The 14,445-nt window shown below is 65.9% G+C and carries 13 protein-coding genes and 1 pseudogene; 9 read left to right on the top strand and 5 right to left on the bottom strand.

Features of this window, described 5'->3' with window-relative positions:
• Positions 1-20: 20 nt before the first annotated feature.
• The 5 genes from QFZ70_RS18195 (at position 21) to QFZ70_RS18175 (ending at position 4,595) form a co-directional block, all read left to right on the top strand.
• Positions 21-764 carry a class F sortase gene (locus tag QFZ70_RS18195; RefSeq protein ID WP_307097610.1) on the top strand — a complete coding sequence of 248 codons (744 nt, stop codon included), beginning with the start codon at positions 21-23 and terminating at the stop codon, positions 762-764.
• 56 nt (positions 765-820) lie between these two features.
• Positions 821-1,339: a universal stress protein gene (locus QFZ70_RS18190; protein ID WP_307097608.1), complete on the top strand. Its 519-nt coding sequence runs from the start codon at positions 821-823 to the stop codon at positions 1,337-1,339.
• 308 nt (positions 1,340-1,647) lie between these two features.
• Positions 1,648-1,989, top strand: a complete 342-nt coding sequence (locus QFZ70_RS18185; RefSeq protein WP_307097606.1) for a metal-sensitive transcriptional regulator — start codon at positions 1,648-1,650, stop codon at positions 1,987-1,989.
• A 69-nt stretch (positions 1,990-2,058) separates the two neighbouring features.
• A complete protein-coding gene (locus QFZ70_RS18180; RefSeq protein ID WP_307097604.1) occupies positions 2,059-2,298 on the top strand; it encodes a heavy-metal-associated domain-containing protein in 240 nt (79 codons plus the stop codon).
• A gap of 26 nt (positions 2,299-2,324) precedes the next feature.
• A complete protein-coding gene (locus QFZ70_RS18175) occupies positions 2,325-4,595 on the top strand; it encodes a cation-translocating P-type ATPase (protein ID WP_307097602.1) in 2,271 nt (756 codons plus the stop codon).
• An 8-nt stretch (positions 4,596-4,603) separates the two neighbouring features.
• Here the strand turns inward: QFZ70_RS18175 and QFZ70_RS18170 are convergent, their stop codons facing one another.
• On the bottom strand, positions 4,604-4,876 hold the full coding sequence (locus QFZ70_RS18170) for a DUF2277 domain-containing protein (RefSeq protein ID WP_307097600.1): 273 nt from the start codon (positions 4,874-4,876) through the stop codon (positions 4,604-4,606).
• Positions 4,877-5,017: 141 nt separating this feature from the next.
• The gene (locus tag QFZ70_RS18165; RefSeq protein WP_307097598.1) at positions 5,018-6,061 is read right to left on the bottom strand and encodes a DMT family transporter; all 1,044 of its coding nucleotides are present in this window, start codon (positions 6,059-6,061) and stop codon (positions 5,018-5,020) included.
• Between the two features lie 70 nt (positions 6,062-6,131).
• Between QFZ70_RS18165 and QFZ70_RS18160 the strand changes: the two genes are divergently transcribed.
• A complete protein-coding gene (locus QFZ70_RS18160; protein WP_307097597.1) occupies positions 6,132-6,677 on the top strand; it encodes a CGNR zinc finger domain-containing protein in 546 nt (181 codons plus the stop codon).
• A gap of 7 nt (positions 6,678-6,684) precedes the next feature.
• Here the strand turns inward: QFZ70_RS18160 and QFZ70_RS18155 are convergent, their stop codons facing one another.
• The 3 genes from QFZ70_RS18155 to QFZ70_RS18145 all read right to left on the bottom strand — a co-directional run bounded on the left by QFZ70_RS18155 (position 6,685) and on the right by QFZ70_RS18145 (position 9,114).
• Positions 6,685-7,041, bottom strand: a complete 357-nt coding sequence (locus QFZ70_RS18155; protein ID WP_307097595.1) for a hypothetical protein — start codon at positions 7,039-7,041, stop codon at positions 6,685-6,687.
• Between the two features lie 104 nt (positions 7,042-7,145).
• Positions 7,146-7,736, bottom strand: coding sequence for a hypothetical protein (locus QFZ70_RS18150; RefSeq protein WP_307097593.1), 591 nt, complete (start codon positions 7,734-7,736; stop codon positions 7,146-7,148).
• A gap of 25 nt (positions 7,737-7,761) precedes the next feature.
• Positions 7,762-9,114, bottom strand: a complete 1,353-nt coding sequence (locus tag QFZ70_RS18145) for an MATE family efflux transporter (RefSeq protein WP_307097592.1) — start codon at positions 9,112-9,114, stop codon at positions 7,762-7,764.
• A 109-nt stretch (positions 9,115-9,223) separates the two neighbouring features.
• Here QFZ70_RS18145 and QFZ70_RS18140 point away from each other — a divergent pair, with 109 nt between their 5' ends.
• The 3 genes and pseudogenes from QFZ70_RS18140 (at position 9,224) to QFZ70_RS18135 (ending at position 14,431) form a co-directional block, all read left to right on the top strand.
• On the top strand, positions 9,224-9,658 hold the full coding sequence (locus QFZ70_RS18140) for a DoxX family protein (RefSeq protein WP_307097590.1): 435 nt from the start codon (positions 9,224-9,226) through the stop codon (positions 9,656-9,658).
• Positions 9,659-10,029: 371 nt separating this feature from the next.
• A pseudogene (locus QFZ70_RS19030) lies at positions 10,030-10,518 on the top strand (G-D-S-L family lipolytic protein); the annotation flags it as partial.
• 88 nt (positions 10,519-10,606) lie between these two features.
• Entirely contained in the window at positions 10,607-14,431 is a 3,825-nt protein-coding gene (locus QFZ70_RS18135) for a GDSL-type esterase/lipase family protein (protein WP_307097589.1), read from the top strand.
• Positions 14,432-14,445 lie beyond the last annotated feature (14 nt).

The following is a 14,445-nucleotide window of genomic DNA, read 5'->3' as shown; positions in this document are numbered from 1 at the left end:
TGCAACAGGTGAGGAGCAGCATGTCCAAGGAACGCAGCAGGCACGCAGCCGCGAAGGCACGCGGGTGGAGGGGCTGGAACCGTGGCGACCTGGTCATTCTCCTGTGCGGCATCCTGGCCTTTTTATCCATCACTTTCGGCGCCCCCTTGTTCCAACCGGCTGGATTGTCCCCCGGCGTTGGGGGGACAGCCGCTGCCTCGCATCCCGCCGCCGGCAGCTCCACGGAACCCGAGCCCACGGCCGTCACGGGGATACCGGCAGGAGTAACGCCAGCTCCCGCCGATTCCACTGTTCGGCAGGCGCCGGCTCCTGTCCTGCCGGCAGCATCGGCTCCGGTGCGCATCCGCTACACGGCCGCCGCGTTCGACGTTCCGGTGCATGCGCTTGAACTGGACTCCAGCGCACGGAGCAGCCAAACGATCGTACCCCCGGCCACTAAGGACGGCTACTGGCTGACCCCGTTCGGCACCCCGGGAAACGGCTCCGTCAACACCACTTATGTCATCGGCCACAGCTGGGAAGGCGCAGACGCACCTTTCAACCATCTGAGCTCAGCCGCCACCGTGGGCGACCTGTTCGAGGTGGACACCTCCGCTGGCACCATTCCGTATCGGGTGGACAGCGTCACCACGTACCTGAAGTCCGGCCTGAAAGACAGCCCCATCTGGGACATAGTGCCCAACCGGCTGGTCCTGATCAGCTGCTATACCGAAGATCCCTGGGGCAAAAACGTGGTGGTGACCGCTTCGCCTGCCAGATCCTGATCCTCCTTAGCGGACCGGCGCTGTTCAAGAGGGTGCGGGCGGGCTGAGAATAAGCTATGTCGTCAGAACACATCCGCGGCACCTCACCCCTGCTGGTAGGCGTGGCCCCCAACCAGCATCCAGAGGTCCTGCAAACCGCCGCCAACCTCGCCGCACGGCTGGGGACCCGCTTGCTCTGCGCTTACGTGGATGAGGCCAGCTACCTTGTGGAATGGGACCCGGCGAGGTCCGCCCACAGACTCTCCCTGCACCCGGACGCCGACGCGGGGAACATCGGCGGCGTGACGTTGGAGCTTAAGATTGCGATAGAGGCCGCGGTGGCCCAGGTGCCGCCCGGAACCGCGGCGGCGGAATGGACCCTGCAAACGCTCACAGGGGATCCGGCCCGCGCCCTGGCCCAGCTCGCAGCGGAATCCAACGCGCCGATGATCATCGTGGGAACTTCCGAGCGGGGCTTCTCGCATCGCCTTGCGGAAGCACTCAGCGGGTCGGTGGGTGCCTGGCTCACGCATCACCAGAGCAGGCCTGTCCTCATCGTCCCCTACCGGATGGCAGCCCACGAGGACCGATCCTGACCTTCCGAAGCCCTCCCGTTGGCGCAGAAATCACGGGGAAGAAAGTAAAGCGAAAGTAGTTATTCCGGGCGCTGGCGGACCGGGCTACCAGCCCGTAAGCTGATGTGAGCAGGCCAATCCCAGCAGTGTGGAGGCTGGCCTTGCCCAAGAGCTGCTCCGGAGTGCGTATCCCCCAATAACGCACTCCGGAGCTTTTTTGTGCCCAAAGTTCTCAGCTTGTTTGTGCCCAAAGTTCTCAGCTTGCGGTGGTTGCAGGTACCCCCAGGGGGTACTTGCGCTTATACCCCCGCGGGGTATAGGGTGAAGGCATGAGCGCAACGGATGAAGCTGTTACGGGAACCCCCATCGACCAGCCGGAGCACGGGTACACCGGGAACAAGGATGCCTACCTCCGCCGGCTCAAGCGCATCGAAGGCCAGGTGCGGGGCATCGCACGCATGGTGGATGAGGACAAGTACTGCATCGATATCCTCACCCAGGTCTCCGCTGTCACCAAGGCATTGCACGCCGTCAGCCTGGGACTCGTTGAGGAGCACATTGGCCACTGCGTAGTGGGTGCCGCCTCCGAACCTGACCCTGCACTTCGCGCAGAAGCCATCGATGCCAAAGTCAAGGAAGCCGCTGACGCGATCGGCCGGCTCCTCCGGTAACAACTGCCTGCCTTCGACGCATCCAGAACTTTCCCCAACAACGCCGTCCCACCCAACAAGGAGCAGCACATGAGCACCATTTCCCCTACCACCACCACTGTCAGCGTTTCCGGAATGACCTGCGGGCACTGCGTCTCGGCCGTCAGCGAAGAACTTGAGGCCCTCGCAGGCGTAGAGGCAGTGGACGTCGAACTGAACGCCGGCGGTATCTCCACAGTCACCATCACCTCCAGCAACGAACTGTCACCGTCCGAGATCGGCGAGGCCGTTGCAGAGGCGGGCTATCTGGTCGTCGCCAACGAAGCGTAAACACGACCACTGACTCGAGGAGCCGCATGAGCAGCCACGAACTTCTCCACCAACCCAAAACCCGGGTGGTGGAACTCGACATCGAGGGCATGACCTGCGCCTCCTGCGTCAACCGGGTGGAAAAGAAGCTCGGAAAGCTCCACGGCGTCCAGGCCCTGGTCAACCTGCCCTTGGAATCCGCCCACGTAACAGTCCCGGCGGCCATCACGGACGAACAGTTGCTGAATACGGTTAATGCCGCCGGTTATAAAGCAACCGTCCGCCAACCCACTCCGGCAGCGGAGACCGAGCATTCACCCGGCCGGCTCCGCCCCCGCCTGATCCTGGCTGCTGCCCTCACGGTGCCGGTGTTCCTGATTTCCATGGTCCCCGCGTTCCAGTTCCCGCAGTGGGGCTGGGCTGCGGCCGTGTTGGCACTGCCTGTGGTGACGTGGGCAGCGTGGCCGTTCCACCGTGCCGCCGCCATCAACGCCCGCCACTTCGCCTCCACCATGGACACCCTGGTGTCGATCGGCGTTGTCGCAGCGTACCTGTTCTCGGCCTGGCAGCTGTTTGCGGATCCCCTGCTGACCCAGCACCCCGGCATGGAGGGGATGGAGCAGGGCGGCCTCTATTTTGAGGTTGCGGCCGTCGTCACCACTTTCCTGCTCCTGGGCCGCTACCTTGAAGCCAACGCCAAGCAAAAGGCCGGCGACGCCCTGCACGCCCTCCTCAGCCTCGGCGCCAAGGACGCCACCGTTCTCAACGACGGAACGGAACACAGGGTCCCCGCCGGCCGGCTGCAGGTGGGCGACGTCCTGGTGATCCGGCCGGGCGAGAAGATTGCCACTGATGGCGTGGTGATTGAGGGGACCTCGGCAGTGGACGCCTCCCTGGTCACCGGAGAATCGGTACCCGTGGAGGTGGGCCCGGACAGCCGGGTCACCGGCGCAACCATCAACGCTTCCGGCCGGTTGCTGGTCCGGGCCACCCGTGTGGGCTCCGAGACCACGCTCGCGCAGATGGCGCGGCTGGTGTCCCAGGCCCAGACGGGCAAGGCTCCCATCGCCCGCCTCGCAGACCGCATCAGCGCCGTGTTCGTTCCCGTAGTCCTGGTGATTGCCGCACTCACGTTTGTGCTTTGGCTGCTCTTCGCGGGCGTGGAAGAAGGAGGGCTGCGATCGGCCTTCATTGCCGCCGTCGCCGTCCTGGTGATTGCCTGCCCGTGTGCGCTGGGGCTGGCGACTCCCGTCGGCCTGCTCACGGGCACCGGGCGGGGCGCCCAACTGGGCATCCTCATCAAGGGCCCGCAGGTCCTGGAGGACACCCGCACGGTGGACACCATCCTGCTGGACAAAACCGGGACCGTCACCACCGGACTGCTCGCCGTGCACACCACCCTTGCCTTTGAAGGGTTTGAGGAGCGTGAGGTGTTGAGGCTGGCCGGGTCGGTGGAAGCGGCTTCCGAGCACCCTATCGCCCGGGCCATCGCCGCCGCGGCATTGGCCCAGCAGGCGGGGACAGCCACTCAATCAGATTCCGACGGCGGGCGCTTGCCATCGGTGCAGGCCTTCCGTTCCGCGCCGGGCGGCGGAGTCGCCGGAACCGTCGAGGGCAGGCAGATAACCGCCGGACGCAGCGGCTGGCTTGAGGAAAACGGCATCACCTTGGCTCCCGGGCAGCTGAAGCTGCTGGCAGCGGCGGAAGCAGCAGGCGCCACAGCCATCTGGGTTGCCGTGGATGGTACTGCTGCCGGCATCATCAACCTGCGGGACACCATCAAGGACGGCTCGGCAGCCGCCGTCGGCCGGATGAAGTCCCTGGGTTTGCGGCCCATCCTCTTGACCGGGGACAACGCCGCCGTCGCCGCCCAGGTGGCTGCCGCCGTCGGCATTGATTCCGCAGACGTCTATGCGGGGGTCCTGCCCGAAGGCAAGGTGGAGGTGGTGCGCACACTGCAGTCCCGCGGCGAGACCGTGGCCATGGCCGGGGACGGCGTCAATGATGCCGCAGCGCTGGCCCAGGCTGACCTCGGGATCGCCATGGGGTCCGGCACTGATGTGGCCATCGAGGCGGCCGACCTCACCGTAATGGGAAACGACCTCTCGCAGGTGGTCCAGGCCATCGCGCTGTCCCGCAGGACCCTGGCCACCATCAAAACCAACCTGTTTTGGGCGTTCTTCTATAACGCGGTGGGCATCCCGGTGGCGGCCCTGGGACTGCTCAACCCGATGATCGCCGGCGCCGCAATGGCAGCCAGTTCCGTCCTGGTGGTGGCCAACTCACTGCGCCTGCGGAGTTTCGGGAAGCAGGGCTAAGGCTGGCGTCAGGCAGCCCCATACCTCAGGGCTGCCCGTGCCCGCGCCTTGGCGGCCTCGGCGTCCCGGTCCTTGGGTGGCGCCTGCGTCACCAGCGCATCCAGAAGGTGCTGGGTGATGTGGGCGATCTCGTGGACCGCTTCCTCGAAGGCTTCCTCGTTGGCCTTGGAAGGCTTGGTGCTTCCGCTGACCTTGCGCACGTACTGCAGCGCTGCGGCGTGCACTTCCTCGGACGTGGCGTGGGGTTCGAAGTTGTGAAGGGTTCGGATATTCCGGCACATACAGCCATGCTAGGCTCTGAACCGCCTGGGATCGACCCCTCCGCTACGGGTTTAGGGGCCCCGCAATGAATACTCCGGAACGCGCACCACCATGCTCACCAAGGTGGCGGAAGCACGCAAGGAAGCCGGCGGCCTCCGCGCCTAAGGGACAGGTTCGACGTCGTTCGCGTGTTCCAGCGGGGACGCCGCCCTGGGTGCCTCCATGGCCCCTCCGGCGGGCAGGACTGCCGGGCGCCGCAGCTCGTCGAGCCGGACGAGGATGACGCCTCCCACGATCAGCACGCCGCCGAGGAGCTGGATGGCGCCGGGGAGTTCGCCCAGCAGCAGCCAGGCCCACACCACGGCGAACAGGACCTCGGTCAGCGACACGAAGGACGCCACCTTGGAGCCGAGAGCACGGGCGGCCACAATGCCGGAGACGTAGGCCAGCACCGTGGCCAGGATGACCAGGCCGGCCAGCGAAACCCACCACGGAGTGACCCACGGGCCCAGCTTGGTGTCGGCCGTGCTGAAGGCCATGGGCAGCAGGCCGGTTGCCGCCGCCAGCCACATGATGGCAGCCCCCACCAGAAGTCCGCCGGAGGCCAGGACGATGGGTGGAAGGGAGTCGTTCTCCTTCGCGGTGATGAAGAAATAGACGGCGAGGCAAACTGCTGCGGCCATGCCCCAGAAAACACCTACCAGGTCAATCCTGACCGCACCCGTGAGGTCAAGGACCAGGACCAGGCCGGCGAGGGAAAGCAGCGTTCCGGCGAAGGTCAGCACCCGCGGCCGCTTCCGGCTGGCCGCCCACAGCCACAGCACGATGATCACCGGCGCCAGGTACTCGAGCAGGAGCGCCACGCCTACCGAAAGCCTGGCCACGGCGTTGAAGTAGAACAGCTGGCAGGCGGCGACGCCGATCAGTCCGAAAAGCAGAATGGTCAGCCAGTTGTCCCGGAGCTGGTGCCAGCGGCCGCGCAGGGCGGGAACCGCGGGGACAGCGAGAATCAGGGCAGCGCCGGTGAGCCGGGCAGTGACGGCAGCCCCGGGAGACCACCCCGTTTCCAGCAAGGCCTTGGCGAACGATCCGGAGAGGCCAAACACTGCGGACGAGAACAGCGCGATGCCGAGGCCGGAGGCCAGGAAGCTGCGCTTGCCTGGGGGCACCCTCAGGTTGGGGGTGCGGTTGCTCACGGCAGACATCGTTGCCTCCTGTCAGGAGTAAAGTGGGGTGATGGTCATGACAGTACGGGAAGCACCGTAAGGAGTCAAAATGGTTTTTGCCCCTGACACTGAGGTGGCTCTGCGGACCGTGGTCCACCTGGTCAATTCAGCAGCCAATGGAAGCGAAGGGCTTGGATCGGCAGCGGATTTGGACAGCTTCCTGGCAGCTGAAGGATTTACCGGTTCGCGGACCCGGGATGAGGACGAACTGGCCAGCGTGCGCCAACTGCGCCAACAGCTCTGGGCGGTGTGGACCGCGGACGAAGATGCTGCCGTGGAGACGGTGAACCGCCTGCTGCGGGAGGCCCGGGCCCTGCCTCAACTGGTGAAGCACGATCGCTGGGACTGGCACCTGCACGCCACCACTCACGAAGCCCCGCTGGTGGACCGGATGAGCACGGAAGCGGCCATGGCTTTGGCGGACGTGATCCGCGGCAAGGAGATGGACCGGCTGCGTATCTGTGAGTCGGAGGACTGCGACGCTGCGGTGCTGGACCTCAGCAGGAACCGGTCAAAGCGGTACTGCGATACGGGGAACTGCGCCAACCGTGCGCACGTGGCAGCCTACCGGGCACGCCAGGCGGCAACCGGCTAGCAGAAGACTAGCGGGAGCCCGGAGTGTCTGGCTCGTCAGGGGCACCCGGGTCCTGCGGGCGTGGAGATCCAAACCCGTGGGATTGCTTGGGTGCTGAGCTGAGGTTCACGCCGGATCCCTTGCCCAGGTAATCAGCATTGTCCTTGTGGCTCATTGAGAGCATTGCGGCAATCACCAGGGTGACAATGAACGCAATGCCGGCAGCGGTGAAGGCCAGATCGAAGCGGGGGGCCCGTGCGCTGCCGCCGGAGGCGAAAATCACGACGGCGACGAAGGCAACTATGGCCCAAAACGCGGAGAACATCAGCGGGCCCCTCACCGAGGTCCGCATCTTGCGCGGATGTCCTGGTTGCTGGTCTGCCACGGTGATTCCTCCCTGCAGGCGGTGCGGGGGCCGCCTGGGTCAATGTCTTTCGGTAGTCCGCCCGGCTATTTTCTACGAGAAGTAGAACCGGACACCCTCCTAGTTTACGGGTTCCCCGCTTCACTGCGGGCATCGTGCCGAATGGTCAGCCCGGCAAGGGCCCAGAGCACGCCGGAGATGATGGCCCCGCCGCCGGCAACGCCCAGCAGCGCATGCGCGCCGAGGCTGATAAAAAAGGGCAGGATGACGGCGGTACCTAGGCCAATGAGCCCCGACGCGATCCAGTCCCGGGCTAACACGTGCTGGCCCCGGGATCTCAGCCCGCAGGTCAGCTCGAGGGCCCCCGCTACGCCCAGGCCGAGGGCGGCAATCACACCGAACAGCAGGTCCCCGTGCAGCACTACCAGCGCGAACCCGGCACCGGCCAGCACGGAACCGGCGGCGGAAAGCATCTTGCCAACCGCACTGTCCCGCTGGAAGCCCGTCGCGGGAATGCCCCTCATCAGGAGCAGGCCTGTTGCCAGCAGGTAAAGCCCGCCGGACCAGCCCATAACCTCTACGGAGGGCGCCGCCCAGAAAATGGTCACGGCCCCGAAAACCAGCGCCGCCGCAGAACGGAGCAGCACCGGCTTCCAGAGCTCAGCCGTGGGAGCCGTTCCGGAAGCAGCGCCGGCGGGAGTTTTCGGTTGGGTCACCGGTCCAGTTTAGTGGGGGCCCGGCCTACGGCGAACCGAGCACCATCCAGCGGTCAGACCGGGCGCGGGCACCCAAGGTGACGGCGCGTGCCGCCATGTAACCGAGGGCGAAGGCTGCCCACAGCCAGCCAAGGCCCGCCGCGCCGCCTGCACCCGTCAGGGCCACGGCGAGCAGCAGCGGCGCGTACACCGCGAGGTTAACCACACCTGCGAGCGCGAGGTATTTAGCATCCCCGGCGCCAATCAACACCCCGTCCAGGACAAAAACATAACCGGCGATGGGCTGGCCGGCGGCAAGGATCCACAGCGCCACGGCCAGGGCCGAGTGCACTTCGGGATCGGAGGTGAAAAGTGAGCCGGCCCAGGGCGCGGCAACGGCGAGCAGCGCCCCGGTAACCGCTCCGAAGCCGAGTCCCCAGCGGGTCATGGTTCCGGTCAGAAGCCGTGCCCTAGCAGGGTTCGAGGCACCAAGCTCCTTGCCGATCAGCGCCTGCGCGGCGATGGCGAGGGCGTCCAAAGCGAAGGCCAGGAACGAGAAGATGGTCATGGCCAGTTGATGGGCAGCGAGGTTCACGGGCCCCTGCGCGGTGACCACAACAACCGTTGCCAGGATGGCCACCCGGAGGCTGAGGGTCCGCAGCATCAGCCAGGACCCTACCCGCGTCATGCTCCTGATGCCGCGCCAGCTCGGCAGGAGGCTGACGCCGTTGCGCCGGGCATTCCGCTGCACCATCACCAGGTAGACGGCGGCCATGGCCCATTGGGCCAGGCTCGTACCCACGGCGGAACCGGTAACCGACCAGCCCAGACCGTAGACGAGCCACAGGTTCAGGACGATGTTGAGGCCAAACCCGGCGGTGGCCACCACAAGCGGCGTCCGGGTGTCCTGCAGGCCGCGGAGAAGGCCGGTGCCGGCAAAAATGAGCAGCATGGCCACCAGCCCCGGCATGGACCAGCGAAGGTAGTCGACGGCGAAAGTGCGCACCTCGCCTTCCGCTCCCAGAAGGCCGATCAGCGGGTCGGCGGCCAGGAAGCCTGCCACGGCCAGAACTGCGCCGAGCAGCAGTGCCAGCCAGACGCCGTCGCGCCCGGCAGCGAGGGCCTTGCCCAGCTGGCCGTCACCGATGGCGCGGGCCACGGCCGGGGTAGTGGAATAGGCGAGGAAGACCATCAGGCCGACGGCTGTATGCAGCACCGCCGACGCCAATCCCACTCCCGCCAGCTGGGCGACGCCAAGGTGACCCACGATGGCCGAATCCGCCAGCAAAAACAGCGGTTCGGCGACGAGCGCACCAAAAGCCGGAACAGCCAGCCGGAGGATTTCGCGGGCATGCCCCTTCGGCGGCGCGGCCGGTGCGTGGGCAGGTAATGGGGGCATCCAGCCAGCCTAATGCGCCGCGTGTGGATGACCGCGGGTGCATGACAAAGCCCACATTATGACGCCAATAGTTGACACTTCAACTATTGGCGCGGAAGACTTAAGTCCCATGAACCAGTCACGACTTACCACCACCGCCATTACCGCCCTCCGCATCATCCTGGGTTTCCTCTTCGCCGCCCATGGTTGGCAGAAGTTCAACGAGTGGACCATCGCCGGCACGCAGGCGTCATTCGCCAAGATGGGTGTCCCGGCAGCTGAGATTGCCGCGCCGGCCGTGGCCGTTCTCGAACTGGCCGGCGGAATCGCCCTGATCCTCGGCATCCTCACCCGCGTGGTCGCGGCGCTCCTGGCATTGGACATGCTGGGCGCCCTGTTCCTGGTCCACGCCTCCGCCGGAGTGTTCGCCGCGAACGGCGGCTACGAACTGGTGCTGCTCCTCGCGGCGGCAGCCTTCGCCCTGGCGCTGACCGGCGCCGGCCGCCTCTCCGCGGACCGCGCGCTCTTTGGCCGCAGCAACTCGAAACTGGCCCTCCTGGCCTGATCCTTCCAACCGGCCTCAGCCGGGAAGCGTACGACGGCGGATGTGCACTCAGGTGCGCATCCGCCGTCGTGCGTTGGAGCGCGAGACTGCGGCGCCGATGCGTCGTGTGGTCTTCAGGGGCAGGGAAACAAACTGGAACATACAGCACCAGAAACTCACGGGAAAGTTGGGAAAACGCTTGCCACCAAGCCTTCGGAGCTGATAAACCATTGAATGCTGCAGTGAGAGCTGCATCACCCATCCCAGGTCTCAGCCATTCCCGCTTCACTTGGAAGCCCTCAAGCGCGCAACTTCGCCGCAGTTTGCGTACCTTCGCTCTTGAATCGTTCCAATCCTCCTGGGTACCGCTTTGCCACCGCTCATCGAAGGAGATGTCCGTGAACACACCCCCGCAAGTGACACCGCTACCCCAGGAAGCACCACCACCCCGCCAGCGCAGGCTCCCCGCCGGAGCGAAAGCAGTCACAGCGGCCGTGGCTTCCGCTGCCATCGCCTTCACCGGGCTCCCGGCAGTCCAGGCCGATACCGCCCTGCCGGCGGTGGGAAGTGGCTTCAAATTCGATTTCGGCCCCGGAGCCCTGGCAGACGGTTACACAGCTGTAGGCGCCGGCACGCAGTATTCTTCCGGGACCAAGTTCGGCTTCACAGATACGGCGGTCACCTCCGGCGTGGACCGCGGCACGGGGGACCCGCGGCGGTCCGACTTTGTCCAGGCCCAGGGCAGCTCATTCCTGGTGGACCTGCCCAACGGTGACTACACCGTCAAGCTCATCGCCGGTGACGCAGCTGAAGCCACGAACATCGCGATCACGGCGGAGAAGATGGCCAAGGTCCAGGCAACCGACAAGCCGGCCGGCCAGTACCTGGAGATGGAATTCCCCATCTCCCTGGTGGACGGCCAGCTCAACCTCGATTTCACGGGAACCGCCGCGAAGATCAAACTCCCTGGTGGTCACGGCCCGCGCTCCCCGGACCGCTACGACAGATCCCGGCGTCTATCTCGCCGGCGACTCCACCGTGCAGACCTACGATCCCGGTTTTGCGCCCCAGGCAGGGTGGGGCCAAATGATCGACCGGTACTTTGATGACAGCGTCTCTTTCAAGAACCACGCCATCGGCGGCCGCAGTTCCAAGAACTTCATCAGCCAGGGCCGACTGGACGAGATCCTGCGCGTTATCAACCCCGGCGACTACCTGCTGGTCCAGTTCGGCCACAACGATGCCACCATCGGCGTCGACGACCGCTACGCCTCCCCCGCTGACTACAAGGAATACCTCCGGACGTACGTAAACGGCGCCCGCCAGCGAGGGGCCACCCCTGTGCTGGTGACCCCCGTGGGCCGCCGCGACTTCGACGAAACCACCGGCAAGTTCCGGGTCAGCTTCCCGGAGTACGTGGCCAAGATGCAGGAACTGGCCGCCGAGGAAAACGTGGCATTGGTGGACCTCTCCGCCTCGAGCCGCGCCTACTATGACGCCATCGGCCCGGAGGACACCAAGTCCGTATTCCTCCACGTCGATGCCGGCGTCTACCCCGGCCGCCCCACCGGCACGGTGGACAACACCCACTTCCAGGAATACGGCGCCATCCAGATCGCACGCCTGGTGGCCGGCGGAGTACAGCAGCTCAGCGTTCCGCTGGCGGCACGCGTGAAGGAAGTCGCACCGCCGTCGTCCGTTCCTGCAAAGCCCCGGGGACTGGTGGCCGGAAGCGTGTCCAACGCAGGAGCGCGCCTGTTGTGGCAGCCGGTCGAAGGCGCGGACATCTATAAGGTGTACCGCAAACTGGCGTCCGAGCCGGACAGCGCCTACAAGCTCACTACCACCGCCACCGTCCCCACCGCCAACCTGGCCGGACTGGCCGAAGGCACCGCCTACAGCGTCCGCGTCGCAGCCATGAACGGCAAGGGCCTCTCCGAGCCCAGCGACACCCTCACTGTGACCACCAAACAGGCGAAGTACAAGTTCGATTTCGGGCCGGTGGGAGCACCGCTCGAGGCCGGTTACACCGAGGTCAACCGGACCATGGCCTACACCCCGGAGCGGGGCTTCGGCTTTAAGGACATCGCTGTGCTCAGCGACCGGGACCGCGGAGCGGTGACCAGCAACCTGCTGCGCGACTTCGTGCTCAGCGGCTCCAGCTTCGAGTTCCAACTCGACGTCCCCAACGGCACGTACGCCGTGAAGACCTACCACAGCGACTGGATCGGCTCCACCCGGACGGACGTGGCCGCCGAGGGCACTCCCTTCGGCCAGGTTTCCTCCAGCAGGGCATCCTCGGCCACCAAGATCATTAACCAGGTCCTGGTTTCCGATGGCCAGCTGAACCTGGCCATCAGCGGCTCCGGCCAGCGGCTCAACGGGCTGGAGGTTACCCCGCTCCTGGTGGGCCCCACCAACCTGCGCACCGCTGCGGTTGACGCCGCGGCCGAGCCGCCCACCGTGGACCTCGCCTGGGATGCCGTGGCAGACGCCGCCGGTTACAAGTTGTTCCGGCAGGCCTCCTTCGAAGGTGAGCCGCAGGTGATCGCCGAAAATGTCACGGCACCATCCTTCCGGGACACCACTGCCTTCGCCGGACTGAAGTACAAGTACTTCGTTACGGCGCTGGACAGCACAGGACTGGAATCCGTCCCTTCCAACACGGTGCAGACCGCCCTGGTGGATCCCAACACCCCGGTCCCTGCAGCCACCGGCAAAGTGGACGTCAAGGCAGTGGAGAAGACCAGCGTCACGCTCAAGTGGCAGAAGGTCTCCGGCGCTGCCGCGTACCAAATTTACCGGTCCACGGCCCCCGATGGCCCCTTCGACTATGTTGGCCGCGCCACCGAGGTGAACTACACCGACTACAGCGTGCTGACCACCATCAAGTACTACTACCGCGTGACCACCGTCAACAAGGGCGGCGAATCCGTGCCCTCCCCTGTGGTGGGAACTGGGAAGGTCACCGTAATCAACCGCCAGATGGAGAAGCTGGACCGCGCCCCCGTGGCCCTGCTGACCGGTGACGGTGTACGCGTCGGCTGGCGGATGCTTGGCCTGGACCCGGAGCAGATTGGCTTCCACGTAATCCGCGACGGCGTCCAGCTCACCGACGAGCCGATCCGCAACAGCACAACCTACCTGGATGCCACCGGAACCGCGGCCTCCAGGTACGTCATCAAGGCAGTGGGCAACGGCGGGGACCAGCTCACCGCCGAGTTCGCACCGCTGGCCCAGGACTACCTGGCCATCAAGCTGGACAAGCCGGCGGACGACTACACCAAGGACGGCCAGCCCTACAGCTACTCCGCAGGTGACTCCAGCGTGGCGGACCTGGACGGCGACGGCACCTACGAGGTCATCCAGATGTGGTCACCGTCCAACTCCAAGGACAACTCGCAGGCAGGCTACACGGGCACGGTCTACGTGGACGCCTACAGGATGGACGGAACCAGGCTCTGGCGCATCAACATGGGCCCGAACATCCGGGCCGGCGCCCACTACACCCAGCTGCTCGCGTACGACTTCGACGGCGACGGCAAGGCGGAAATCGCCATGAAGACGGCGGACGGAACCCGGGACGCAGCCGGCACAGCGGTGGGCAACCCAAGCGCCGACCACCGCAACAGCACCGGCTACGTGCTCACCGGTGATGAATTCCTGACCGTGTTCCACGGCGCCACCGGCACTGTGATGGATACCGTGAAGTACGATCCGACGCGCGGTGACGTGGGGGCCTGGGGAGACACGTACGGCAACCGCGTGGACCGCTTCCTTGCAGGCGTGGCCTACCTGGACGGCGAGCACCCCTCCATGATGTTCAGCCGCGGCTACTACACCCGTGCCGTACTGGCCACCTACGACCTGGTGGCCGGCAAGATCGTCAAGCGCTGGGTCTTCGATTCAGATGCTGCCGGCGCCCAGTACCGGGGCCAGGGCAACCACAACCTCTCCGTCGCGGACGTTGACGCCGACGGCAAGGACGAGTTCGTTTTCGGCTCCATGACCATCGATGACAACGGCAAGCCGCTCTACAACACCGGCCTCGGCCACGGTGACGCCATCCATACCAGCGACCTCGATCCGTCCCGCCCGGGACTGGAGACCTTCGCCGCCCACGAGGACATGGGCTCAAGCGGCAACAAGGGCGCCACATTCCGGGATTCACGTACTGGTCAGCTGCTTTGGAGCATCCCGGCCACCAAAGACACCGGACGCGCTGCGGCCGGAGATATAGACCCCCGCCACGCAGGTGCCGAAGGCTGGGCCATCGGCGGCGACGCCGCCTGGAACTCCCCTGTCGGCGAGCTCCGGTCGGCCAAGGGTCAGCTGATCGCCAACAACATCCCGGCGGCCAACTTCCTGGCCTGGTGGGACGGCGACCTGCTCCGCGAAATCGTGGACCACGACTGGAACGCCGCAGCCAACACGGGCACGCCCAGCATCGCCAAGTGGAACTGGGAGACCGAGTCCAGCGACCGGCTGCTGACGGCCACCGGCGCCAAGACCAACAACAGCACCAAGGGGAACCCGGCTCTCCAGGCCGACCTCCTGGGTGACTGGCGGGAGGAACTGGCGTGGCCTTCGGCTGACAGCACGGAACTGCGGATCTACACCACCTCCGCGTCCACGGACGTCCGGCTCCGTACCCTGATGCATGATCCGGTGTACCGCCTTTCGGTAGCACGCGAGAACATCGCCTACAACCAGCCGCCGCACCCCGGCTTCTTCATCGGCGAGGGGATGGAGCTTCCGGCCCAGCCGGACATCGTGTACACCCGCGTCGGCTAGGCTGCCGCGGCCGC

The sequence above is a fragment of the Arthrobacter sp. V1I9 genome, assembly GCF_030817075.1.
GTDB lineage: Bacteria > Actinomycetota > Actinomycetes > Actinomycetales > Micrococcaceae > Arthrobacter.
The sequence above is the reverse complement of the archived record's forward strand: the minus strand, read 5'-3'. Positions and strand labels throughout refer to the sequence as shown.